The organism is Leucobacter sp. CX87, from assembly GCF_018682295.1.
Classification (GTDB): Bacteria; Actinomycetota; Actinomycetes; order Actinomycetales; family Microbacteriaceae; genus Cx-87.
Window position 1 is genome coordinate 223,478 of the sequence record NZ_JAFIRI010000006.1, and the last position, 23,317, is coordinate 246,794.

Sequence of the window (23,317 nt, forward strand, 5' to 3'; positions counted from 1 at the left end):
GTCTCGGCCCGTTTTGCGTGGATGGGGTCGTGCCGCTCACTCGCCAGTGACACCACCCCGCTCGGTGAGCCGCAGGTAGCCCGAGAGCGCCGCGACGCCCTCAGCGCTGCTCGGCAGGCTGCCGCCCAGGCGCTCGGACGAGACGAGGTGCGCGGCCCACTGCGCGCGGCTGATTGCCACGTTCAGCCGGTTGCGCAGCAGCAGGAACTCGAGGCCGCGCGGGATCTCGTCAGCGTCCGATGCCGCGAGCGTCACGATCGCGACCGCCGCCTCCTGCCCCTGGAAGCGGTCCACGGTGCCGACGCGCACGTCGCCGAGGCCTGCCGCCGCCAGGTGCTCGGCCACGAGCTCGACCTGGGCGTTGTAGGCGGCGACGACGATGAGGTCGGCTTCTCCCAGCAACCGCGAGCCGTGGTGGTCGGTGATCGTCGCACCGAGGGCCGCTCGAGCGATCCGCACGACCTCGTCCGCTTCCTCGGCGGAGTGCGTCGAATTGCCGACGTGCCGCACGGGGTGCCAGTGCAGCCCCGGCTCCCCCGCCCCGATGACGACCCGCTCGGACGCCGACGGGTGGGCGCGCAGGCGCCCCTCGTACGCGAGCTCGGACACCGGGTCACAGAGCTCGGGCCGCATGCGACGACTTTCGGCCAGGAAGTAGCCGAGGTCTTCGGGAATCGTCTCGTGCCCGTCGAGCACCCAACCGAGGGCCGAGGTGTCGACCGGCTCGGGGTGGCTGCCCTGCGAGACCTGCGGGAGCTGCTGCGGGTCGCCGACGAGCAGCAGCCGCTCGGCGGCGACCGAGGCGGCGATGGTCGGCGCGAGCGAGAACTGTCCGGCCTCGTCCACCACGAGCAGGTCGAGCCCGCCGCGCTCGAAGCGGTCGGCGTTGCTGAAGTCCCAGGCCGTCCCGCCGGTGACGCTGCCGCGGCCCGCGCTGCGGTGCTCGCGCACGAAGCCGAGGTGGCCGTTGCCGCGCAGCGCCGTATACGGTGACTCGGCGATGGCGGCGGGGTCAGCCCCGCGCTGGGGCACCTTGCCGATCTGGGCGGGGTCGAGCCCCGCCTTCGCGACGGCGGCGAGCAGGTTCTCGACGACCTGGTGCGACTGGGCGACGACGCCGATGTGCCAGCCGTCCCGCTCGACCAGCTGCTTGATGACGCGCGCCGCGAGCGTCGTCTTGCCGGTGCCGGGCGGGCCCTGGACGGCCAGCACCGAGTGCTCGAGCTGGCGCAGGCTCGCGATGACCGCCCCCGCGGAGCGGAAGCCCTCGTCTCCGCCGACTGCGGCGAGCGCCGCGGCCGAGTCGGGGGCGACAAGCCCCTCCTCGCGCAGCCGCGGCGGCGTGCGCCTCAGCACGTCGACGACGGGATCCTGCGGGAAGTCGCCGTTCTTGAGTGCCGCGACCAGCCCACGCCCCCACTCCTCGATCGCGTCCTTCTGCCGGCCGGCGGGCGGCGGCGGGCCGGGCGCGAGCGCCTCGGGCAGCACGGTGTACTCGGCGACGCCCCGCGGCAGCGTCTCCTCGATCGTGACGCCGTCGTCGTGCACTTCGATGATCTTGACGAGCTTGTCGGCGCGCGCGCCGGGCGCTGCCCCGAGTTTCGCGAAAGGGCCCGGGTAGGCGTACAACGCGTTTGCCTCGCGGTCCGCCTTGGGCGTGCTGCCCGGCGCGTACTCCCCGCGCAGGCGGACGTGGCGGCGGGCGACGCGGGCGCGCGGCGGCAGATGCCAGTCCTCGACGACGCGGCTAGCGGCCGGGTCGACGACGAGGACGTCGCGAGTGTCGGCCCAATCGTCGATCGACTCGACGAGCCGACTGAAATGGGCCCACCAGAACGCCTTCTGCTCGCGCTGGTGGTAGTCGATCGCGCTCGCGGCGAGCGCGATGGCTGAGCGGTCTGCGCGGGCAGCGGCACGGTCGGCCTCGGGCACGTCCGGATCGGCCGCCCGCGCGGCCGCCGCCTCGGCAAAGCCCGCGAGCGAGGCGGCAAGCGGGCTGAGCGTCAGGGGTTCGCCCGTGCCGTCGAGTACCTCGGATGCGGGGAACGGCACCACCCCGTGGGCGTCGGCGATGCCGAGCAGCCAGTCGCGCAGGCGCCGGGTCGAGACGCAGTCGTAGCGGTTGTAGTCGCCGATCGCGTCGAGCCGGCGCTGCCCCTCGGCGCGCTCGGACGCGTCGTCGGAGGAGAGCTGGGCGGTCGCCTCGGCGTACTCGCTCACCGACTGGGCGCCGCTCGTGACGCCGTCCTCGTCGCGCAGGTCGTCGCCCATGTAGAGCGGCTCGAGCTTCTTGATCGAGTACGAGCGCGAGCCGACGCGCAGCGCCCGGCGCACGACCGGGTACAGGTCGACGAGTACATGCTCGCGCAGCAGCTGATCCACCTCGGCTTCGCCCACCCCGTGCCGGGCGGCGATGCTCGTGAGGTGTGTGCGTTCGTACGCCGCGTAGTGGTAGATCTTCATGGTGGGAAACCGTCGTCGCCGCTCGGCTACGAGGGCGAGGAAGTCGATGAGCGCCTGCCGCTCGGCCGGGAGGTCGTGCGCCCAGAGCGGCGTGAAGTGGTCTTCGCTGTCGACCATGCCGAACAGGTAGTCGATGCCCCAGCGGGCGTGCTCGTCGTCGCCGGGCTCGCGGTAGAGCGGGTCGCCCTCGAAGTCGAAGAAGAGGTCGCCCGGGTTTGGTTCGGGAATGCTCGCGAGCGACGCCGCGTCCACGACCTGGACCGGCGGCTTGCCATCCACCGCGGGCTGCACCTGCAGCGACGCCTGCCAGGCGAGGCGCTCGAGCACCGCGGGGGCGATTCCGGGAATGGAAAGCCCGCCCGCGGCGACCTCGGGCAGCGCCCGCGCGACGTCGTCGATCGTGTGGAGCCCGGCATCGACCAGCCGCTGGCGCTGGGCGGCGCGCAGGCCGGCGATGAGCAGCGGGTCACGGGTGGCCTCGATCTCGGGGGCGCACACCTCGCACCGCCCGCATGCCGTCACCCCGGGCGCACCCCAGGCGACCGCGTCGGCGCTCGCACGCTCGCCGTCGACCCCCACCGCGCGCGCCCGTTCGAGCAGGATCTCGTGCAGCCGTCGTCGGCGCTCACGAAACACCGGCGCGACGTCGGCGATGCGGTGCCGGCTGCGGGCGCCGTCCCCGAGGATGAGCACGCCCTCGTCGGCAACCGGGACGCCGAGCCGCTCAAGCTGTTCGGCGTACGCGGCCAGTTGCAGCAGCGCGGTCACCTTCGCCTTGCGCGCCAGCTTCGTGTCTTGGACCTCGATCGCACCGTCCGCGGTGCGTGCCAAGAAGTCGGCGAAGCCAAGAAACGCGATAGTCGGGTCCCCGGGAAGCTCGGCCGCGCGCTGTTCCGCTTCGAAGAAGGTGGCCTGGAAGACGATGTCCGCACTCCCCTGCAGCGCTACGAGGGTCTCTTCGGCCCGCTCTGCAAGCCCCGCCGCGTCCATCGTGGCCGGGCGCGCGATCTCGACAACCCCGCCCGCCTCGCCATCGGTCGCCGGGCCAAACTGCGCGCGATACCGCTCGAGCATCCGCTCCTCGTGGGCGTCGCCGAGGCGGCCGGCGCGGGCCATCATCGGGTCATCATCGGCGGGCACTGTGATCTCACGACCCAGCCGTGCGTCCACTCGGCGCAGCCAGGCGAACTCGCAATAGCTCGCCGCGGTCAGATCGCTGGCGCTCGTCACCAGCAGGTCTCCTCGAACGAACATGCGATCCCTTCCTCGATGGAGCAATGGGCGGTGGCCCTGCCTCAGCTCGAGGCTATCGGCAGCCACCGACACGGCGCAGACATCGCGCGACCGCCTACCAGCCGCGCCCGGAATTGAGAGAAAGCGGCCCATTCTCAGCCTGCGCCGCTATGCTGGACTCACGGGTCCGCTTTTGGCTGGCCCACGTCGCTGACACCGCACACTGCACGCCACCGCTCTCGGGCGTGACTGCAGCCGGTCGGCCCGATCCGCGGCGAACGTTTGCGCGATCCTGCGCTCTCGCCCCATCGGTACCGCCCCTCGCAACGATTGCGCTGTGATGCGCGGTGCCACCACACGAAAGGTCTACGTGACCAACCCGACTTTCGCCGCTCTTGGCGTTCCTGTCCCCCTCGTTGAAGCTCTTGCCGCCGAAGGCAAGATCGAAGCTTTCCCCATCCAGCGCGACACCCTCGGTGACACGCTCGCCGGCCGTGACGTGCTAGGCCGCGGCCGGACCGGCTCGGGCAAGACCATCGCATTCGCGATCCCCCTCGTCGCCCGCCTTGCCGGTGACGCCAGCGCGAAGCGCCGCCCGGGTCGCCCCCGCGGCCTCGTGCTCGCCCCGACCCGCGAGCTCGTCACGCAGATCGCGAACGTCATCGAGATGCTCGGCGAGCCCGTCGGCATCCGCACGACCACCATCTTCGGCGGCGTCTCGCAGAAGCGCCAGGAAGACGCCCTCGCACGCGGCGTCGATATCGTCGTGGCCGCCCCCGGCCGCCTCGACGACCTCATGAAGCAGGGCATCGTCGATCTCGGCTCGGTCGAGATCACCGTGCTCGACGAGGCCGACCACATGGCCGACCTGGGCTTTCTCCCCGTCGTCACCCGCATCATGGACAAGACGCCGCAGCGCGGCCAGCGCCTGCTCTTCAGCGCGACGCTCGATAACGGCGTCGACCGCTTGGTCAAGAAGTACCTGACCAACCCGATCATGCACTCGGTCGACTCGGCCGAGTCCCCCGTCGCCCAGATGACGCACCACGTCTTCTCGGTCTCGGGCAAGGACGACAAGAACGAGGTCATCGAGGCGCTCGCCTCTGGTGCCGGCCGTCGCATCCTCTTCACTCGCACGAAGCACCAGGCGAAGAAGCTCGCGAAGCACCTCACGGCGCGCGGCATCCCCGCCGTCGACCTGCACGGCAACCTCTCGCAGAACGCGCGCGATCGCAACCTCGCCGCGTTCTCGGACGGTTCCTCGAAGGTCCTCGTCGCCACCGACGTCGCCGCCCGTGGCGTGCACGTCGACGGCATCGAGCTCGTCGTCCACGTTGATCCGCCCGCAGAGCACAAGGCGTACCTGCACCGCTCGGGCCGCACCGCCCGTGCCGGCGCCGAGGGTGACGTCGTCACCATCTGCCTGCCCGAGCAGCGCGGCGAACTCAAGCAGCTCCTCCGCGCCGCGAAGATCAATGTCACCCCCGAGTCGGTGAACGCCGGATCGGCGTCGGTCACGAGCCTCGTCGGAGAGGTCGCCGACAAGGTTGACCCCGCCGTCACCGAGCGCCTGCGTGACGAGGCATTCGCCGCGGCAAACGGTGGCCGTTCCGCTGGCCAGGGCCAGTCGACCGGCAAGAACGCGCAGCGCAAGCGCGCACGCGGTCACGTCGAGGGTGGCCGTGGCGAGGGCCAGGGCCGCGCAGGATCGGGCCGTTCCGGCTCGGGCCGCGGCGGCCAGGGCGCCGGTCGCGGTGGCCAGGGCGCAGGATCCGGCCGTTCGGGCCAGGGCCAGGGTTCGGGCGCAGGCCGCTCGGGCCAGGGCGCAGGCTCGGGTTCGGGTCGCTCGGCGGCCCCCCGTGGCGGCGCCTCGCGCGGCTCGTCAGCGGGCGCCGGTGCTCCGGTTGTCGTGCAGCGTCGTCGCCGTACGGTGTAGCGCACACTAGCTCTAGCAGAAACAGGCAAGCGCCGATCCGATTGTTCGGGTCGGCGCTTGCCTGTTGTGTGCCCGGCGGACCTGGCACACGCGAAGCGTCCAGCGCTAGTCAGCCAGATCGACCACGAGGTCAGAGACGTCCTGATCCGTGAGGTTCACAACAATGTTGTCGGGGGTGCGCGTGGTTAGCCAGACGAGTTCCTGCGAGCGGCTCGCGTTGCCCTCGATGTGGGGCACGAACGGCGGGACGTAGACGAAGTCGCCCTGTTCGAAGTAGATAATCTCGTCGTAGCGCTCGCCGAAGCGGATGTAGCCGCGACCGTGCAGCACGTAGCCGCCGGTCTCTGCCTCGCCGTGGTGGTGCGGGTCGGAGTGCTCCCCCACCGCGGTATGCACGCGTCCGAACCACAGGCCCACGACGTCCGTGCTCTCCGCCGAGACGCCAGAGTAGCGCTGCGCCTTCGCGGTCTGGCCCGGGGCGAGCGGAAGCTCGGCGCCGCGCTGCACGCTGATGCGCTTGAAGGGGCGGCCCAGGGGATCGTTCTGTTCGGTCATGTTGGAGTCCTTTCGCGGTGCCACGCGGCAGCGCGGGCGAAGTCCCGCGGCGGCGCATGAGGTCATCTCCGACGGTACCCACTGGTCGGGACATGCCTTGAAAAATTCCACATAGCGGGAAAAGCACCGCCGGACGGATCCTGCCCGGACTAGAACGCGAGCAGGGACTCGATCGACGCGGCGGCAGCGCGGAGGGCATCCAGCACCTCACGCTCGTACGGTGACAACGGCGCGCCGGCGCTCGACGGGCCGATGCGCGAGAGCGGAGCGGCGATCGTCAGGCTGCTGATCACCTCGCCGTTCGGCCGGCGTACGGGGACCGCGATCGCGTACATATCGTCCTCAGACTCCCCCAGGTTCCGCGCAAAGCCGTGTTCGCGCACCCGCGAAAGTTCCGCGGAAAGCTCCTCATGCGAGGCGATGGCCGCCGGAGTTCCCGCGGCGAGCGCCTCATGCAAGTACACGTCGCCCAACCGGTCCTCGTCGAGCGCGGCGAGCAGGACTTTCCCGCCAGCCGCGGTGTGCGCGAACGGACCCTGGCCGACTCGGCTCGTCACCCGCACGCGCCGCTGGGACTCCACCGACGAGGCGAAGAGGCAGGTCTTGCCGCGCAGCACCGAGAGGTGCACGGTCTCGCCGGTCTGCTCCTGGAGTTCTTCCATCACCGAGCGACTGACGGCGACGCAGTGCTCGAGCGCTGTCACCTCGGACGAGAACAGCATCGCGGAGCCGAGCTCATAACGCTTGCCGCCGACTTCCTGTCGCACGAATCGCTGCTCGCGCAAGGTCGCCATGAGCCGATGCGCGGACGAGGTGCCAACGCCGATCTCGGCAGCGACCTCCGACAGGCGCAGCGGCCCGCGCCTGCGCAAGAGATGCAATATCTCGAGCGCATGCGTCACAGAGTTGAGCGTGGCGTTCATTGTTCCTGTCGGCGGCGCGCGGTCAGCTGCGCAGGGTCTCGGTGGGCGTCTCACCATATCGCTTGCGATAGTCCGAGGCGAAGCGCCCCAGGTGAGTAAACCCCGAGCGCTCCGCGATGCTCGTGATCGTGATCCGCGTGGGGTCGCCATCTAGCAGCAAGGCGCGTGCCTTGCGCAGCCGAGCCTCGCGCAGGATCGCCGTCGGGGTGCTGCCAGTCGCGATCCGGACGTGTTCCTGCAGCGTGCGCAGCGGTACGCCGAGTTGCTGCGCGATGTCGACCACGCTCACCCCCTGTTCGGCGGCGGCCTCGGCAGCTGTCTCGAAGCGGCGTGCGAGCAGGTCGCCGCGCGGGGCGCTGAAGCCCTGCGGGCTTTGCCACACGTCGAGCGATCGACTCACCGCGTTGTCGACGGCACCGAGCAACCTCGCGCAGAGCAGGTCGGCGCTGAGCTTACGGGCGTACTCTCCGCCCACCGTGGTGCGTTCAAGCACCTCGTGGAAGTCGATGACTGCGCGCAGGAAATCGGCGCCCTCCCTGGTGTCGAGGCGCATCTGCAGCCCGAGATCGAGCCGTTCGGCATCGACCAGGTACACGCTCTGTGCCATTGCCCGCAGGCGCTCGCGCTCGACGTACACGATGAGCGTCGGCGTGCCGGCGCCCCAGCGCATTGAGAAGCTGCGATCGATTGGGGGCACCGTGGCAATGAGAGGGGACGATTCGACCAGTGCGTTGCCGACATCGAGGGTAGCGCGGCCCTTCAACGGAATCTGCACGAGGTAGAAATTCTCCAGGCCGCCGTCGACGCTGATGCGCACCGCCTCGCCGTAGTCCAGCAGCTCGATCCCCACCCCAGACTGGTGCGCGGATCGCAGTCTCATGCGCACCTCACGGCGCTCCAGCGGGCTGAGGTCGTGCTCGCAAAAGAGCCGAGAGATCGTTTCGTGCGCCTCTCCCACGGCATACGCCGTGGTTGTCGGCCTCGATGACAGCACCTCGTCCGGGCCGAGCAGGGCCCCGAATGACCTCAGCGTCATCGATTTCCTCCGGCCTTCATTGGCAAGTCGCGCGAATCGGACAGGGCCTGCGTCATACGGATAGTCGCGCACACCATCTGGGCGATTTGCTGGCCTCAAGCATATTCGCCGATGTCCGCATCGGCCAGCACGAGTTCAACGGAGAACGGGAGAAGCTTTCATGGCACAACTGAGCAATCGAGTCGCCCTCGTAACGGGAGGGGCCACGAAGATTGGGCGCGGAGTGGTCGAGGCGCTCCGCGCCGAGGGTGCGACCGTCGTCGTCGCCGACATCGACGCCGCCGGCCTCGCCCAGCTTTCATCCGAGGTCGATGCGCAGCACTGCGACATCACTGACGACGCCCAGATCGCCGAGCTCGTCTCCGGAATCGTCTCACGACACGGCGGGCTCGACGTCGTCGTAAACCTCGCCGCAACCTACCTCGATAACGGCGCAGACACCTCGCGCGCCGACTGGCTGACCGGCCTCAACGTCAATCTGGTGAGCGGCGCCCGGCTGACCGCCGAGGCCCGCCCGCACCTCGCGAAGAGCGGCCACGGCGCGGTCGTAAACTTCAGCTCCATCTCGTCCTCCGTCGCGCAGACCGGGCGCTGGGTGTACCCGGTCAGCAAAGCCGCGATCGTTCAGCTGACGAAGCTGCAAGCGATCGATCTGGCAGACGACGGCATCAGGGTGAACTCCGTAAGCCCCGGCTGGACCTGGTCGAACGTGATCGAGGAAGTGTCTGAGGGAGACCTCGAGCACGCCGACAGCGTCGCCGCGAACTTCCACATGCTCGGCCGACTTGGACGGCCCGAGGAACTCGGCCGAGTGGTCGCGTTCCTCGCCTCCGACTCCGCAAGCTTCGTTACCGGCGCCGACTGGGCCGTCGACGGCGGGTACTCCGCCCTCGGCCCCGAGCAGCGCTCATCCGCGATCCCCCTGCTCGCTCCAAACAACTAATCCGATCTATTTCGCACCACGAAAGGTCTCTCATGTCACAACGTCACATCACCATCGTCGGTGCCGGCCAGTCCGGCCTGCAGCTCGGCCTCGGGCTGCTGCAGCACGGCTACGCCGTCCGCCTCATCTCAGACCGCACGCCCGAGCAGATCGCCTCGGGCCGTGTCGCGTCGAGCCAGTGCATGTTCGCGCAGGCCACCGGTTACGAACGTGCAGTCGGAGTTGAGCTTTGGGACAACGCTCCCCCCGTCGAAGGCATCGGCTTCACCGTGCCTCACCCCGAGCAGCCGGGTGAAAAGCTCTTCAGCTGGGCCGGCCGTCTCGACAGCCCCGCGTATGCGGTTGACCAGCGCATCAAGTTCCCAGCGCTCATCACCTCGTTCCTCTCCAAGGGAGGCGAGGTCGTCTATGAAGAGGCCGACATCGAATCGCTCGAGCGGTACACCCTCGAGTCCGAGCTCGTCATCGTCGCCGCGGGCAAGGGCGAGATCGCGCGCGGCTTCGAGCGCGACGCTGAGCGCAGCACCTACGACACTCCGCAGCGCGCGCTGGCGCTCACCTACGTGCACGGGCTCGAGGAGAGCCCGGACTTCTCGCGGGTGAGCTTCAACCTCATCCCGGGCGTCGGCGAGTTCTTCGTCTTCCCGTCGCGCACACTCAGCGGCGACTGCCACATCTTCGTGTTCGAGGGCATCCCCGGCGGCCCGCTCGACCGCTGGCAGGGCCTCACGCCTGAACAGCACCTCGATGCCTCCCTCGACGTTCTCAAGACCTTCCTGCCCTGGGAAGCCGATCGCGCAAAGAACGTCACGCTGACGGACGACCTGGGCGTGCTGCAGGGCCGCTTCGCGCCGACGGTGCGCAAGCCCATCCTGACGCTTCCGTCGGGCCGCACGGTGCTCGGCATGGCCGACGTCGTGGTGCTCAACGACCCGATCACGGGCCAGGGTTCCAACAATGCATCCAAGAGCGCGCAGAGTTACCTTGAGGCGATCCTGGACCACCAGAACCTGCCATTCGACCGCGCCTTCCAGCAGAACGCATTCGAACGCTACTGGGCTCGGATCAAGCCGGTGGCCGATTGGACCAACGCGCTGCTCATGCCGCCGCCACCCCACGTGCTGCAGGTGCTTGGTGCCGCGGCGCAGTACCCCGAGATTGCCCACCGCTTCGCCAACGGGTTTAGCGACCCGGTCGACTACGGCGACTACTTCCTCGACCCGGCAGGATCCGAGCGCTACCTCGCCGAAGTCGGGGCCCGTGCCGCCGTCCCCGTTCCCGCCTAGCCGAGAGAAAGCCCCTCATCATGTCGAATCGATCTCAACTTCTGGAGGAGTCGGTGCCCACGTCAAATGTCACGCCGGACAACTTCGATCCGCGCGATCTGCGCAACGCGCTCGGCCAGTTTGCGACGGGGGTGACCGTGATCACCGCGGTCACCCCCGACGGGCAACGCATCGGAGTCACGGCGAACTCGTTCACCTCAGTCTCGATGGACCCGCCCCTCGTGCTGTGGTGCCCGGGCAAGCACCTGCGCAGCCTCCCCGCGTTCCTGGCGGCCAGCCACTTCGCGATCAATGTCCTCGCGAGCGACCAGCATGAGCTCTCTCGCCAGTTCGCGGCGAACAACGCCGACAAGTTCGCCGGCGTCGCTACCCGCGACGGCGTCGCCGGAGTCCCGGTGCTCGAGGGGGCGCTTGCCACCTTCGAGTGCCGCACCGTAGCACGACACGACGCCGGGGACCACGTCATCTATATCGGGCAGGTCGAACGATACGCACACGCCCCCGCAGATCCCTTGGTTTTCCAGGGCGGAAGCTACCATGACACCAGAGCTCACTGGTCGGAGGATTCATGACAACGGTTGTCATCGGAAGCGGTATCAATGGCATGGTCGCGGCGGCGGAACTCGCCCTCGCAGGCCGGGAAGTGGTGCTCGTTGAGCGGGCCCCACAGATTGGCGGCTTCATCGCCGCCGGTGAGCGCACGCTCCCCGGTTTCGTGCACGATACCTATTCGTCTTGGCACCCGCTGTTTGTCTCCGGCGCCGCGTTCGCCGAGCTCGGTGACGCGCTCGCTGAACGCGGCCTGAACTACAGCAACAACGACACGGTCGTGACCGCGAGCACCGCGGAGGTCGCAGGCTCGCGGCGTACGGTAATCGGCTATCGCGACCCCGCGCGCACCGCAGAGGCGTTTTCCAGCCCGCAGGATCGCGATGCGTACCTGGGCATGCTCGAGGAGTTCGGCCCGCGCGCGCCGTTCGTCTTCGGCGCACTCGGCGCCGAGCTCGGGTCGAACCGTGTCGCTGCCGGGCTCGGGTGGAAGGCGCTGCGCGCCCTCAAGCCCAAGGGCCTCGAGTCGCTTGCCCGTGACGCGCTCACGAGCGGGCGCGGCTACCTCCGCCGCAATTTCACGGGTTGGGAGGCCGACCAGCTGTGGACGGCTTGGCTGCTGCACTCGGGGCTCGGCCCGGACCAGGCGACCGGCGGAATGATGCTCCCGGTCTTCGCCGCCGCCATGCACCAGTTCGGCCTGCCCATCGTCACGGGCGGCGTCGGGTCCTTCCTCACCGCTTTCGAGCGGCTGCTGCGCGACTCGGGCGTCGAGATTCGCACGAGCGAAGAGGCTGAGGAGATTGTCGTCGTGAACGGCAAGGTCTCGGGCGTGCGCACCTCATCCGGGTTCATCGCGGCCGACACCGTGCTCGCGAGCGTCTCGCCGGGCGCGCTGTACGACACCTTGTTGGGTGCTGCCCCCCAGGTCGCGGCGCAGCGCGCGGGCGCCCAGACCTACCGACCCGGGCGCGCGGCCATGCAGTTGCACTTTGCCTTGGATCGTCCGCTGCAGTGGGAGGACGAGGCACTAAGCGAGGTCCCTCTCGTGCACCTGAGCGACGGCGCTGGCAGCACCGGCATCGCCTGCGCGCAGGCCGAGGCAGGCTTCTTGCCTACAACCCCGACCGTGGTGGTCGGCCAGCAAAGCGCCGTCGACCCGAGCCGCGCGCCGGAGGGCAAGGCCACTCTCTGGCTGCAGTTGCAGGAGGTGCCGTTCGCGCCGATCGGCGACGCCGCCGAAAAAATCGACGTCACCGGCGGCTGGGACAGCGCCGACCTGCGCGCCCGCTACGTCGATCGGGTGCTCGACCGGCTCGAGCACTTCGCGCCGGGCACCCGCGAGACGGTGCTCGCGAGCGACATCATCGCGCCCACCGACCTGCTCGCAGCGAACCCGAACGCCATCGCGGGCGACCCGTACGGAGGCTCCGCCGAGCTCGATCAGAACCTGCGCTGGCGCCCCTTCCCCGGGGCTGCCGAGCACAAGACGCCCGTGGCGGGCGTGTGGCACATTGGCGCGGCGACACACCCGGGTCCCGGCCTCGGCGCAGGGTCAGGCCACATTGTCGCCCAGCGCCTCATCTCGGGCAAGACGAGGTAGTCACCCCTCACGATCGTTGCCGGGGCAGTGCCGCGGGCACAGAAGACGCCAGGAGCCCGGGTTTCCACCTGAGCTCCTGGCGTTTTCTGACGGGCCGAGAACGAACTCGCTACAGGGCCCGCAGCGCCTCGACGAGCGCATCAATGTCGCGCTGAGCCGAATAGGCGTGCAGCGACAGGCGCAGCCGAGAGCCGCGGGGCGAGGTGCCGATGCGTGATTCGGCGAGCTTCGCCGCGAGCGCGTCAGGGTCGTCGGTCACAATCGCGACCTCTGGGCCGCGGTGGGCCGGGTTCTCGGGGTAGTCGATCTCGTAGCCGAGCGCTTGCAGCTCGGCAGCGAGCGACTCGCGCAGGGCCTCGATGTGAGGCCAGCATTCGGCGAGGTCGATTTGCTCGAGCATTTGATACCCGGCGACCGCTGCGTACGCCGACGGAATGGCGTGCGTTCCGGTCTCGAAGCGGCGTGCACTGTTCGGGTAGTCGACGAGCGCGGGGTCGAACTCGAACGGGTTTACCCGCCCAAACCAGCCGGTCAGCACTGCGTTGCGCTCAGCACTCTCGGGCTCGCGCACGAAGAGTGCGGCGATGCCCGGGAGTCCGAGCAGGTACTTCAGGTTGCCCGTCACGAGGAAGTCGCACTGCAGCTGCTCCACCGAGAATGGGAGGACACCGGCCCCCTGATAGGCGTCGACGAACACGAGCGCGCCGACCGAGTGGGCGTACTCGATGACGCGGTCAATCTCGGGGCGGGTGCCGTTAATGTAGCTCACGAGTGGGATCGAGACGAGCTTCGTGCGCTCGTCGATGCGCGAAATCCAGTTCTCTGCGAGGAGCGAATCCTCGATTCCGGGCACGTTCACGACCTCGATCCCGTCGCGCTGGGCTCGCCATACGTTGCCCACCGATGGGAACTCGAGGTCCGAGGTCACGAGGCGATTGCGCGGGCCAGACCAGTCGAGCGATGACACCACCTGGAAGGCGCCCTCGCTCGCGCATGACAGCACCGCAACCTGGTCGCCTTCGCACCCAAGAAACGCGGCGCTCAGGGCGCGGTACTGCTCGACGACGCCCACCCAGGCACCCCAGGGCGCCTGGGAGTCGATCAGCGACGCCGTCATCCGCTGCATGGTGTGGGCGAGGTGGTCTGAGAGTGCGCCCTGGCTGCACGTGGCGAAGTGCGGTGCGGTGTTGAGCTGTGAAAACTGCCGTCGGAACTGCTCTGGGGTGAGCGGGGCGGCCGACGTAACGTTGAGTGACATGATGCCTCGATTCTGTAGTGAGTGCGTGGGGGGCTAGCCGAGCAATTCCGTGGCGGGCCGCGGCGCCGCGGCGCCTCCCACCGATTCCGCACGGACGGGCTCGGGATCCGGCACGATGTCCTCGAACCGCTTGACGGGTTCGCCGTTGATGGACTCGAAGCGTCGCCCCCAGCCGGTGACGATCGAGAAGATCATCACCAGGCTGAACATGATGGGGTAGAAAGAGACGAATGCCGCGGTGACCGGCGAAATGACCGGCATCCCCTCGACGTTGGTGGTGAGCTGGTTGATGATGAAGAGGAAGGCGCTGAACGACGGCACGATCGCCGCGAAGCCCATGGCGAACCCCTCCATCACGTTCGCTCGGCGGAAGGGGTGGAGCTTCACGCGCCCTCCGATCTCGTCGGCAATGACCGAGAACGGCACGATCGAAGGCCCGACGACGCCCGCGAAGATGGTCGTAGTAACCGTCTGGCCGATCGCGATGGCGGCCTCCGCTCCGCGCGGGCTCCGCGCCCACTTGCGGCGAGAGAGCGCGGAGATGATGACCTCGAAGACTCCCGCCTCGCGCATGACGCCGATCATGCCGAAGACCGCGATCGACAGGCAGATCAAGGGCAGCATGCCGTTGACACCGTCGAAGAGGAACCCGCTCGGGGCGCCGTCAGTAACGTACATGATGTCCTGCGGGGTGAGCAGGCCGGCCAGGAGCGCGACGACGGTACCCGAGATGAGGCCGACGGTGATCGCGAGGTAGAGGCTGCGCTTCCAAAAGGCGACGACGAGCAGCGCGAGCACCGGCAGTAGCATGATGAGCCCCCGCGGCGAGTAGCCGGTCGCGTCGACGACCCCGTCTTGCAGCGCGGGAGCCGCAATGTTGCCGAGCACCCAGAACAGCACGAAGCTGATTCCGGCGGCGGTGAGCGCGTACTTCGCACGAGTGCCGACCACTCCCGCAACCTCCGCGCTGCCCGCGCGACGGCGGTAGCGCTGCGTGGACGCTGAAATGATCGTCGTGTCCGAGATCGGGGCAAGGCTGTCGCCGAACATGGCGCCCGAGAAGATCGCGCCGGCGAGCAACAGAGCGTCTGCCCCGACCGCACCGCCCGCGGGGTAGAAAATCGGGAACGCGGTGAACATTGTGCCGAGCGAGGTTCCCGTCGACATTGACATTGCGCAGCACGCCAGAAAAACGATGGCGATGAACAGGCCGCCGGTGACATTCAGCTCAGCGGCGAGCCAGACAAAGCCCTCGGAGACTCCGGTCGATTCGAGCAGGGACGAGAGGGGCCCGACCGCGAAGAGAATCATGACGACCGTCATTGCAATGGGATTGGCGAGGCCCTTGACCACGCTATCCCAGTAGCGGCCGTACTCCTTGGCGAAGACGCCCGCGAGAATAATGCCGACGATGCCGGCGGTCGTGAGGGCCGACATGTCAAAGGCCTTGAACACGACGAAGTACATAGTCGCGCCAATGAGGAAGATAATCGGCGCGATGAACGCTCCGAATAGGCCTACTCGGAATTTGAGGGGTTGGGTGGAGTCCACGTTGACGCCGCCTTTCTGGGTGGGGTTGCAGCACGCTGCGAGTACCGGGCCGGAGGGCACGGTCTATCGAGGAAGGAGAAACAGCTTTCGCCCAATGCGGGTCTCGAATCGGTAGTACCGGTCAGCTCGCTCGCCATTCACGGTCGTGCGGGCGCGGTTCATCATCTGCACGACGGTGTCGAGCGACGGCACCTCGCCGAGGATGGTGATGGGGAACTGCAGGGATCCCGGCTGGCCGACGAGGAAAAAGTCGTCGTCGAAGGAGTGCAGCAGTTCGAAGCCGAGCCCGTGCCAGTCGTCGATTAGGTGTTGGAGCGTCGGCAGCGCGACCGCGCTCCGCTCCTCGTCGCTCGCCTCGTACCAGGATTCGCGGCAAGCCGCGAGGATCATGATGCGGTGCGGCGGCACGGCGGTCGGTGTCACAAACATCGTGAACTCTCTTCGTTGAAAGTAGGATCAGTGGATGGTGCGGGTCGAAGCGCTCGCCTCGGTGAGTAGATGTCTCACTTCAGTGATGCTCGTAAATTAAGTGTACTGAAGTTTTATTAGATCACACCAATTTTTCTGAGTTTGCGATTCAAGGACGGTCCATGAGGTCACCGCTACGCGTGCGACAACTGCGTCAGGCGAAGGGTATGAAGGCGAATGAGCTCGCCGCGGCGGCGGGGATCTCGGCGCCTATGCTCAGCCAGGTCGAGCGGGGCCTCGTCGACCCAAGCCTTGAAACGCTCCGTCAGGTCGCGCGAGTACTGAGCGTGCCGCTCTTTGAACTCTTCGTCACCGAGGTCGACGAGGAGCAGGTGCACGTGATGCGCTCAGGCGACGAGACGACGTTGACGACGCCCTCGGGAGACATGAGCTATCGCCGAAAGTCCACGGTCGGCAAGCAACTCGAAGTGTTACTGGGCGAGCTACGTCCCGGCGGCGCGTCGCGCGAAACCGTATGGAGCCACGAGGCCGAGGAGTGCGTCGTGGTCACCCGCGGACAACTCGTGATCGAGACCAATCGAGGTCGAACGGAGCTCGCAGAGGGCGACAGCTGCCACTTCGACTCGCGCATTCCGCATCGTTTCCTCAACGAGACCGAGGCGACCACAGAGTTCATCATCTCCGTGACGCCCCCGAGCCACTGACCCGGCAGCGAGGCGCAACGCAGAGGACCGCGCCTCCGAAAGAAGCGCGGTCCTCTTGCTGTGTTGCGTCGGGTCGCTGCTAGCCGCCAGCGGGAATGACTGCCGTCACCTCGATTTCGATCAGCAGTCCGTCGATGGCGAGGCCAGAGATCCCGACGATCGTCTGCGACGGGTGGTCGCGGCTCCCCTGCACCTCCTCGATCGCTGCGGTAATGACCTCGTACTCGGTGGGATGCAGCGTGTAAATCGTGCGACGCACCACGTCACCCCAGTCGGCACCGGCCGCGCGAAGCGCGATTCCCACGTTCTCCATCGCCGCACGAGCCTGCGCCGCGAGATCTCCCGCGCCAATCACCTGAAAGTCGGGCGAGAGGGCGATCTGCCCCGAGACGTAAACGACCGCGCCAGCGGGCGCGATCGTCACGTGGCTGAAGCCCGGAGCGGGATGGATCTCCGGCGGGTTCATGACGGTTCTTGACATCGTGCGGCCCTCCCCTACCCCTCGTTGACGAGCGCGAAGACGCGCGACGGGCTGCCGCCACCGCCCACGATGGGCAGCGGTGCCACGACGATGACCGCGCCGGTCGGCGGCAGTTTGTCCAGGTTCTGCAGCGACGTCACGCCGTACTTGTCGTTGCCCAGCAGGTGATAGTGAGCGGCGAACGGCGGGTCGAGCTCGGCCCCGCGCCCGGCATCGATGCCGACCGTCTCGACGCCAATGCCCGAGATCTTCGTCTCTTCGGCAAGCCACTTCGCAGTCTCCGCCATCATGCCAGGGGTGTGTGAACCCGTCGCATCGGCGTTGAGGAAGGCGTCCTGGTCGTTCGAGAATTTGTCCCAACCGGTGCGAAAGAGCACCCACGCGTTCTCGGGAAGCTCACCGTGTTCGGCCTCCCACGCCTTGATGTCGGCCACCGACACCAGGTGGTCGGGGTCAGCCGCCACCTGTTCGGTGAAGTCGAGCACGACGGCCGGCCCCATCAGGCGCGCCGGAGGGATGCTCGCGACGTCGTGGCCGTCCTTGCCGCTGATCCAGTGCACGGGTGCGTCGAGGTGAGTGCCTATGTGCTCGCCGGTGTGGATGTTGTTGTGCATCCAGAAAGGACCTGGCGCGTCGTACCGGCTCACTTCTTCGATGCTGAAGTCGATGAGGTTTGAGAACGGCTCGGGCAACTTCAGCGTGGGGGTGCTGGACGAGAGCGTGTTCGTCAGGTCGATGATGCGCAGGCGCCCCGAAGCGAGTGCCGCTGCAATGTCAGTCGTCGATGTCATGTGTACTGTCTCCTCGTTGAGATGTTCTGGTCAGTGCCAATAGGTGTGATGCTAGCGGCGCGAGCGAATCCCGCGCCGCTAGCGAGAAGGTGTGGTTTAGCTGACGGTGACGGTGCGTCCGCCGACCCACCGGCTGTGGGCGGCCTCGTCCTCCGCAGAGCTGGTGAACAGCTCGAGGCGCGGGCGAACCGCGTCGGTCCGGGCGGTCGGCGGCTTACGCGAGCCTGCCTTGTAGGGCAGGATCCACGCGGCCGCGTCTCCGCGGTAGCCCTGATCGGCGGCGGCGTGCAGCGTCCAATTCGGGTTCCAGAGGTGCGAGCGCCCGATGGCGATGAAGTCCGCACGGCCCGCGAGCAGCACCGAGTTCACGTCATCGTAGGTAGAGATCGCGCCCACCGCGATGACGGGCACGCCGGCCTTCGCGGCGACCTTGTTGCGGATCTTGTCGGCGAACGGAGTCTGGTAGCTGCGACCAAATTGCGGCTTCTCTTCCTTCGCAACCTGCCCGGAGGACACATCGATCGCATCCGCGCCGTGCGCGATGAAGGCTGCCGCGACCTCGACCGCGTCGTCGTCGGTATTGCCGCCGGCGATCCAGTCGTGCGCGGAGATGCGCACGATCAGTGGCCGCTCGGCGGGCCACGCGGCGCGCACCGCGTCGAACACCTCGAGCGGGTAGCGTAGGCGGTTCTCGAGCGAGCCGCCGTACTCATCGCTTCTTCGGTTCGAGATAGGCGAGATGAACGAGGACAACAAGTAACCGTGCGCCGCGTGCAGCTCGAGCAGGTCGAAGCCCGCGTCGGCCGCACGAAGCGCAGCCGAGACGTGGTCGGCAGTGATCCTGTCAAGATCGGCGCGCGTCGCCTCACGCGGGACCAGGCTGCCAGGGCCGTAGGGAATCGCCGAGGGGCCGATGACCTCCCAGCCGCCCACCTCGACCGGGTCGTCGATACCCTCCCACATGAGCTTCGTCGAGCCCTTGCGCCCCGAGTGACCCAACTGTGCACCGATCTTGGCGGTCGAGTTGTGGTGCACAAACTCCACCACCCGTCGCCAAGCGTCGCGCTGCTCGTCGGTGTAGAGGCCGCCGTCCGCGGGCGAGATCCTGCCGTCCTCGGAAGGCGCGATCATCTCCGTCATCACGAGGCCGGCGCCGCCGACCGCCTTGCTGCCCAGGTGAACCAGGTGGTAGTCGCCGACCACGCCGTCGACAGCCGAGTACTGGTCCATCGCCGAGACGATGATGCGATTCTTGAGCTCGAGCTGGCCGATCTTGCCGGGCTGGAACATCGCCGGTACGTCCTCGCCACTCGTGCGCTCGGCAAAGTCTGCGTTGACCCGATCTGAGAATTCCGGGTCGCGCACGGCGAGGTTCTCCTTGGTGATTCGCCTCGAGCGAGTCATCAGGTTGAACGCGAACTGCAGCGTTTCCTGGTCCGAGTACTGTCCAATGTTCTCGAACCACTCGAGCGAGGCCTGCGCGGCGCGCTGCAGCGAGAGCACGACGGGGCGCCGCTCCGCCTCGTACGTCTGCAGCGCCTCGCCAATGCTGGGCTGCTCGTGGAGGTTCGCGGCAAGCGCGAGGGCGTCCTCGAGGGCAAGCTTGGTGCCCGAGCCGATCGAGAAGTGCGCGGTGTGGGCTGCGTCGCCAATCAGCACGACATTCTCGTGGCTCCACTTCTCGTTGCGCACCGTGTTAAAGGTGATCCACTTCGAGTTGTTCGTGAGCAGCTCCGCGTCGCCGATCTCGTCGGCGAAGATCTCCGCGAGCTTCGCGACCGATGCTCCGTCACTGACCCCGGGCGGGAAGTGTTCGCCCTCGCTCGCGTCAAACCCGGCGGCCCGCCACACGTCCTCGTTCATCTCGACGAGGAAGGTGCTTTCCTTCGGCGCGTACGGGTAGCCGTGCACCTGGATGATGCCCCACGGAGTGTGCTTGACGTGAAAGGTGAACGATTCGAGCGCTCGACTCAGGCCCAGCCAGATGAACTTCGACTTGCGAGGGTCGAGCGTCGGCCGAAATGATTCCGCGTAGTGCGGCCGGATCCGGGAGTTGATGCCATCTGAGGCGACCACGAGGTCGTAGTCGCGCGAAAGCTCGTCAACGTCGGGAGCCTCGGTGCGAAAGTGCAGCGTCACGCCGACCTCGCGGGCGCGATCCTGCAAGAGCATCAGCAGCTCCTTGCGGCTCGCCGCGGCGAATCCCTGCCCGCCAATCGTGTGCTGATCTCCCTTGAAGAACACATCGATGTCGCTCCACTTGGCGAAGCGTTCCTGCGTCACAGCGTAGAACTCCGGGTCGGCGTTCTCGATTCCACTGAGCGTCTCATCGCTAAACACGACCCCGAACCCGAAGGTGTCATCGGGGGCATTGCGCTCCCAGACCGTGATGTCGTTGCTCGGATCCAGCTTCTTTGCGAGCACAGAGAAGTACAGGCCAGCTGGCCCGCCTCCGATGACAGCAATTTTCTTTCCCATGCGCGACTCCTTTCTGCGAATAATGGTGAAGTTCGGCGCCCCGCGCTCGGGGGCCGAGAGAACTTGGGGGCCTACCGCCTGCGGATCATGCCCTCTTGCGCGACCGTGGCGATGAGCTCGCCCTCTTCGGTGAAGAAGCGGCCGATGTTCAGCCCTCGCCCGCTCTGCACGCCGGCCGACTCCTGTGCGTACAAGATCCACTGGTCCGCCCGCGCGGGGGCGTGAAACCACATGCTGTGGTCAAGGCTCGCGGTCACGAGCCCGGGCGACGACCAGTTCAGCCCCAGCGCCCGAAGCGACGGCTCGAGGATGGTGTAGTCGCAGACGTAGCTCAGGGCGATCTGCTGGGTGCGCGCGTCGTCCGGCAGCTCGTCGAACGCGCGAATCCAGACGCCCTGGTGGGGCACTTCGGCGCCCTCCACGTGCAGGTACAGGGGGCCGGGGACGTGCCGCATGTCGAAGCTGCGGCCGTTGGCCCAGTAATCGCCCGCGTCCGATGCCGCGGCGTCGCGGCCAGTCAGGTACTGCGCCGAACTCGGCAGCTCGTCCGGGTGCGCCACGCTGGGCATTTCGGGAGCAAATGCGGGCCCCTCTTCCGGAACCTGGAAGGACGCGGTGGTCAGAAAGACCACCTTGTCGTTCTGGTAGCCCCGCACGTGCCGGGTGGAGAACCCGCGGCCGTCACGCAGCAGCTCGACCTCGTAGCGCACGGGGGCACCCGCCTCAACGGGGCGGAGGAATGAGCTGTGCAGCGAGTGGAGCTCACGGTCGTCAGCAATCGTCGCGATCGCCGCCGCCGCGGCCTGCGCGACCGAGTCTCCGCCGTAGGCCTTTGGCCACGGCACGTACTGGGGAATCACCGTGAAGGCGCGGTCGAACACCTGCGCGTCGGCCTCGGTGAGCGCGATCGCACTCAGGAATCGATCGGAGTCCTGGCGGTTTTCCCGCACGATGCTCGGCACGTTCATGTCTGCTCCAGTCACAGTTCGGCCCCGTCAACTGGGGCAATGCGGAAGAGGTTTCGCAGGGTCCCGATGCCCTCGATGTGGGTCGTGAGGACCTCGCCGTCGCGCAGCCACCGCTGCGGGGATCGGCCCAGCCCGACTCCGCCGGGGGTGCCGGTGAGGATGATGTCGCCCGGCATCAACCGGGTGAACTGCGAGACGTACGCAACGAGATCTGCGGCGTCAAACACCAGCTCGCGGGTATTGCTCACCTGCATGACTTCGCCGTCAATCTCGGCCCGAATCTCGAGACCGTCGGTGGGCGAGATCTCGTCGGCCGTCACGACAACGGGACCGATCGGCGTGGTCTCGTCCCAAGCCTTGCCCTGCAGCCACTGCAGGGTGCGGGACTGCCAGTCGCGCAGGGACACGTCGTTCGCGACGGTGTAGCCCAGAATCGCTGCCGCCGCCTGTTCCCGGGTGGCACCGCGAATCGGGCTGCCCACCACCACGGCGAGCTCCGCCTCCCAATCGATCTTCGCCGAGCGCGTCACCTCGATGACCGCGTCGGGCGCCGTGAGTGTGTCCGCGTACTTTGCGAAGAGGGTCGGAAACTCGGGCGTCTCGCGGCCGGTCTCGACAATGTGGTCGCGGTAGTTCAGCCCGCAGCACAAGATCTTGGCCGGGCGTAGGATCGGCGCGAGCAGGCTCGCGCCCGCCACCAGCCGCCGCTCGGCGTCAGGCGATGCGACCGCGGCTGTGACCGCCGCCCGCCAGCCGTCATGGGCGACGAGTTCGCCGATGTCGGCCGCATCGAGCAGCACCCACTCCTCGCCGTTCTGCACGACTGCGCGGCTATGGCCGTCAGTGTCGCGAATGGTCCCTAAGCGCATCATTGCTCCTGTGAAGGATAGATCGCGGGGGCCATCGGAGATGATTGACCAAAGCGCCCGGCGCGAATTTCGACTAAGTATGTCAGAATATTCACGAACGTCACAAGTACGTAATGAAATGACTTTTCACCGCTACACCCGACTCGGCGATGGTTCGCCGGAGAAACGAGACGACGATGTCCTCAGAGATCATCAACCCCCCGCACATGGCCAAGCCCATCGGCTTTTCCCACGGGGTCAAGGCCGGACCATTCGTGTACCTGGGCGGGCAGACCGCACTCAATGCCGACTACGAAATCGTCCCCGGCGGCATCATCGAGCAGTTTGTCCAGGCCTTCGGCAACGTGCTGGACACCCTGAAGCACGCCGGTGGCCAGCCCACCGACCTCGTGGACGTCACGATCTATCTCACTGACGTCGCCGACTACCAGCGCAACGGGCGCGAGATCGGCAAGCGTTGGCGCGAGATGGCCGGGACGGAATACCCCGCGATGGCGGGCATCGGCGTCACGGCACTGTGGCAGCCCGAAGCGCTGATCGAGATCCAGGCGGTCGCGTATCTGGGCGAGTAAGCCCGATCCGGTTCGAAACGCACTCGAGGCTGGCCGCATTCCTGCGGCCAGCCTCGAGTGTTTGCGTACCTAGAGGCTCCACATGTATGGGTAGAGGTGCGAGCACACCTCAAACACGTTGCCCCAGGGGTCCTCACAGTAGACGATCTGGAAGCCCTTGACCGCGTCCGTTGTCACGACCTCGCTCCGCTGCTTGCCACCGGCCGCCACCACGGTCGCCGCGAACGCCGACACGTCCGCCGCGGTCACCGCAAAGTGGTTGATGCCACTGCGCCAGAACTCGAAGCTCTCATCCCTCCGCTCGTACGCGGGTGAGTCAAACTCGAAGATCTCGAACCCGGCGCCGTCCGCCGATGCCATATGGGCGAACTGGAACCGCGAAAAGCCCGCGCCGTAGATCCCGGCGGCCGCCTTCCCGAGCGGACTATCGTCCTCATGCACCTCCAGGGGGCCCGCGAGCAGAAAGTATCCGAAGGTTTCGCGATACCACTCGATCGCCTCGGTTACATTGGGGACGGTGATTCCCACGTGCGAGTAGGTCGGCAGTGCGTTCATGGATGCTCCCTTGCAGTCGAACGGCTCGGCCCTCTCGAGAGTTCGAGGGTCACGCGAGCGCACCGCCCCAACGTGTCACGATTTTTTGATGACCGCAACACCAATGTCGATAGAATCGCCCCCGAACGCACTGA

General features: G+C 67.4%; 20 protein-coding genes. 7 read left to right on the forward strand and 13 right to left on the reverse strand.

The genetic code is table 11. The features are described 5' to 3' along the window. Nucleotides 1-36 precede the first annotated feature (36 nt). Entirely contained in the window at nucleotides 37-3,717 is a 3,681-nt protein-coding gene (locus tag KOE53_RS10250) for a TM0106 family RecB-like putative nuclease (RefSeq protein WP_188058397.1), read from the reverse strand. Between the two features lie 319 nt (nucleotides 3,718-4,036). Between KOE53_RS10250 and KOE53_RS10255 the strand changes: the two genes are divergently transcribed. Continuing rightward, nucleotides 4,037-5,632: a DEAD/DEAH box helicase gene (locus KOE53_RS10255; RefSeq protein WP_188058497.1), complete on the forward strand. Its 1,596-nt coding sequence runs from the start codon at nucleotides 4,037-4,039 to the stop codon at nucleotides 5,630-5,632. 105 nt (nucleotides 5,633-5,737) lie between these two features. Here the strand turns inward: KOE53_RS10255 and KOE53_RS10260 are convergent, their stop codons facing one another. The 3 genes from KOE53_RS10260 to KOE53_RS10270 form a co-directional block, all read right to left on the reverse strand. Continuing rightward, nucleotides 5,738-6,187 (reverse strand): cupin domain-containing protein, encoded by a 450-nt coding sequence (locus KOE53_RS10260; protein WP_188058398.1) that lies wholly within the window; start codon nucleotides 6,185-6,187, stop codon nucleotides 5,738-5,740. Nucleotides 6,188-6,336: 149 nt separating this feature from the next. Beyond that, complete coding sequence (locus tag KOE53_RS10265) at nucleotides 6,337-7,110, reverse strand: IclR family transcriptional regulator (RefSeq protein ID WP_188058399.1); 774 nt, start codon at nucleotides 7,108-7,110, stop codon at nucleotides 6,337-6,339. Between the two features lie 22 nt (nucleotides 7,111-7,132). After that, nucleotides 7,133-8,146 (reverse strand): AraC family transcriptional regulator, encoded by a 1,014-nt coding sequence (locus tag KOE53_RS10270; RefSeq protein ID WP_188058400.1) that lies wholly within the window; start codon nucleotides 8,144-8,146, stop codon nucleotides 7,133-7,135. A gap of 160 nt (nucleotides 8,147-8,306) precedes the next feature. Between KOE53_RS10270 and KOE53_RS10275 the strand changes: the two genes are divergently transcribed. The 4 genes from KOE53_RS10275 to KOE53_RS10290 are packed head-to-tail and all read left to right on the forward strand — an operon-like array spanning nucleotide 8,307 to nucleotide 12,527. Further along, complete coding sequence (locus tag KOE53_RS10275; RefSeq protein ID WP_188058401.1) at nucleotides 8,307-9,089, forward strand: SDR family oxidoreductase; 783 nt, start codon at nucleotides 8,307-8,309, stop codon at nucleotides 9,087-9,089. Nucleotides 9,090-9,121: 32 nt separating this feature from the next. Then, entirely contained in the window at nucleotides 9,122-10,375 is a 1,254-nt protein-coding gene (locus KOE53_RS10280; RefSeq protein ID WP_188058402.1) for a styrene monooxygenase/indole monooxygenase family protein, read from the forward strand. Between the two features lie 20 nt (nucleotides 10,376-10,395). Beyond that, nucleotides 10,396-10,947, forward strand: a complete 552-nt coding sequence (locus KOE53_RS10285; RefSeq protein WP_188058403.1) for a flavin reductase family protein — start codon at nucleotides 10,396-10,398, stop codon at nucleotides 10,945-10,947. Continuing rightward, entirely contained in the window at nucleotides 10,944-12,527 is a 1,584-nt protein-coding gene (locus tag KOE53_RS10290) for a phytoene desaturase family protein (protein WP_188058404.1), read from the forward strand. The genes KOE53_RS10285 and KOE53_RS10290 overlap by 4 nt, the downstream gene beginning before the upstream one ends. Nucleotides 12,528-12,636: 109 nt before the next feature. Here KOE53_RS10290 and KOE53_RS10295 read toward each other — a convergent pair whose 3' ends face one another. The 3 genes from KOE53_RS10295 to KOE53_RS10305 form a co-directional block, all read right to left on the reverse strand. Beyond that, entirely contained in the window at nucleotides 12,637-13,785 is a 1,149-nt protein-coding gene (locus KOE53_RS10295; protein ID WP_188058405.1) for an aminotransferase class V-fold PLP-dependent enzyme, read from the reverse strand. 33 nt (nucleotides 13,786-13,818) lie between these two features. Further along, a complete protein-coding gene (locus KOE53_RS10300) occupies nucleotides 13,819-15,336 on the reverse strand; it encodes a Na+/H+ antiporter NhaC family protein (protein WP_188058406.1) in 1,518 nt (505 codons plus the stop codon). 63 nt (nucleotides 15,337-15,399) lie between these two features. Then, nucleotides 15,400-15,765, reverse strand: coding sequence for a hypothetical protein (locus KOE53_RS10305; RefSeq protein ID WP_188058407.1), 366 nt, complete (start codon nucleotides 15,763-15,765; stop codon nucleotides 15,400-15,402). Nucleotides 15,766-15,926: 161 nt separating this feature from the next. On the opposite strand from KOE53_RS10305, the gene KOE53_RS10310 reads away from it, so the two are divergent. Continuing rightward, nucleotides 15,927-16,469: a helix-turn-helix domain-containing protein gene (locus KOE53_RS10310; RefSeq protein ID WP_188058408.1), complete on the forward strand. Its 543-nt coding sequence runs from the start codon at nucleotides 15,927-15,929 to the stop codon at nucleotides 16,467-16,469. A 79-nt stretch (nucleotides 16,470-16,548) separates the two neighbouring features. Here KOE53_RS10310 and KOE53_RS10315 read toward each other — a convergent pair whose 3' ends face one another. The 5 genes from KOE53_RS10315 to KOE53_RS10335 form a co-directional block, all read right to left on the reverse strand. Beyond that, the gene (locus KOE53_RS10315; protein WP_188058409.1) at nucleotides 16,549-16,950 is read right to left on the reverse strand and encodes a RidA family protein; all 402 of its coding nucleotides are present in this window, start codon (nucleotides 16,948-16,950) and stop codon (nucleotides 16,549-16,551) included. A 14-nt stretch (nucleotides 16,951-16,964) separates the two neighbouring features. Next, nucleotides 16,965-17,741 carry a cyclase family protein gene (locus tag KOE53_RS10320; protein ID WP_188058410.1) on the reverse strand — a complete coding sequence of 259 codons (777 nt, stop codon included), beginning with the start codon at nucleotides 17,739-17,741 and terminating at the stop codon, nucleotides 16,965-16,967. A gap of 96 nt (nucleotides 17,742-17,837) precedes the next feature. After that, nucleotides 17,838-20,219 carry a bifunctional salicylyl-CoA 5-hydroxylase/oxidoreductase gene (locus KOE53_RS10325; protein WP_188058411.1) on the reverse strand — a complete coding sequence of 794 codons (2,382 nt, stop codon included), beginning with the start codon at nucleotides 20,217-20,219 and terminating at the stop codon, nucleotides 17,838-17,840. Between the two features lie 71 nt (nucleotides 20,220-20,290). Further along, nucleotides 20,291-21,187 (reverse strand): acyl-CoA thioesterase, encoded by an 897-nt coding sequence (locus KOE53_RS10330; RefSeq protein ID WP_188058412.1) that lies wholly within the window; start codon nucleotides 21,185-21,187, stop codon nucleotides 20,291-20,293. A gap of 11 nt (nucleotides 21,188-21,198) precedes the next feature. Continuing rightward, the gene (locus KOE53_RS10335) at nucleotides 21,199-22,059 is read right to left on the reverse strand and encodes a fumarylacetoacetate hydrolase family protein (RefSeq protein WP_353055634.1); all 861 of its coding nucleotides are present in this window, start codon (nucleotides 22,057-22,059) and stop codon (nucleotides 21,199-21,201) included. 173 nt (nucleotides 22,060-22,232) lie between these two features. Between KOE53_RS10335 and KOE53_RS10340 the strand changes: the two genes are divergently transcribed. Next, nucleotides 22,233-22,628 carry a RidA family protein gene (locus KOE53_RS10340; protein WP_188058413.1) on the forward strand — a complete coding sequence of 132 codons (396 nt, stop codon included), beginning with the start codon at nucleotides 22,233-22,235 and terminating at the stop codon, nucleotides 22,626-22,628. A gap of 69 nt (nucleotides 22,629-22,697) precedes the next feature. Here the strand turns inward: KOE53_RS10340 and KOE53_RS10345 are convergent, their stop codons facing one another. After that, entirely contained in the window at nucleotides 22,698-23,183 is a 486-nt protein-coding gene (locus KOE53_RS10345) for a VOC family protein (protein WP_188058414.1), read from the reverse strand. Between the last annotated feature and the right edge of the window lie 134 nt (nucleotides 23,184-23,317).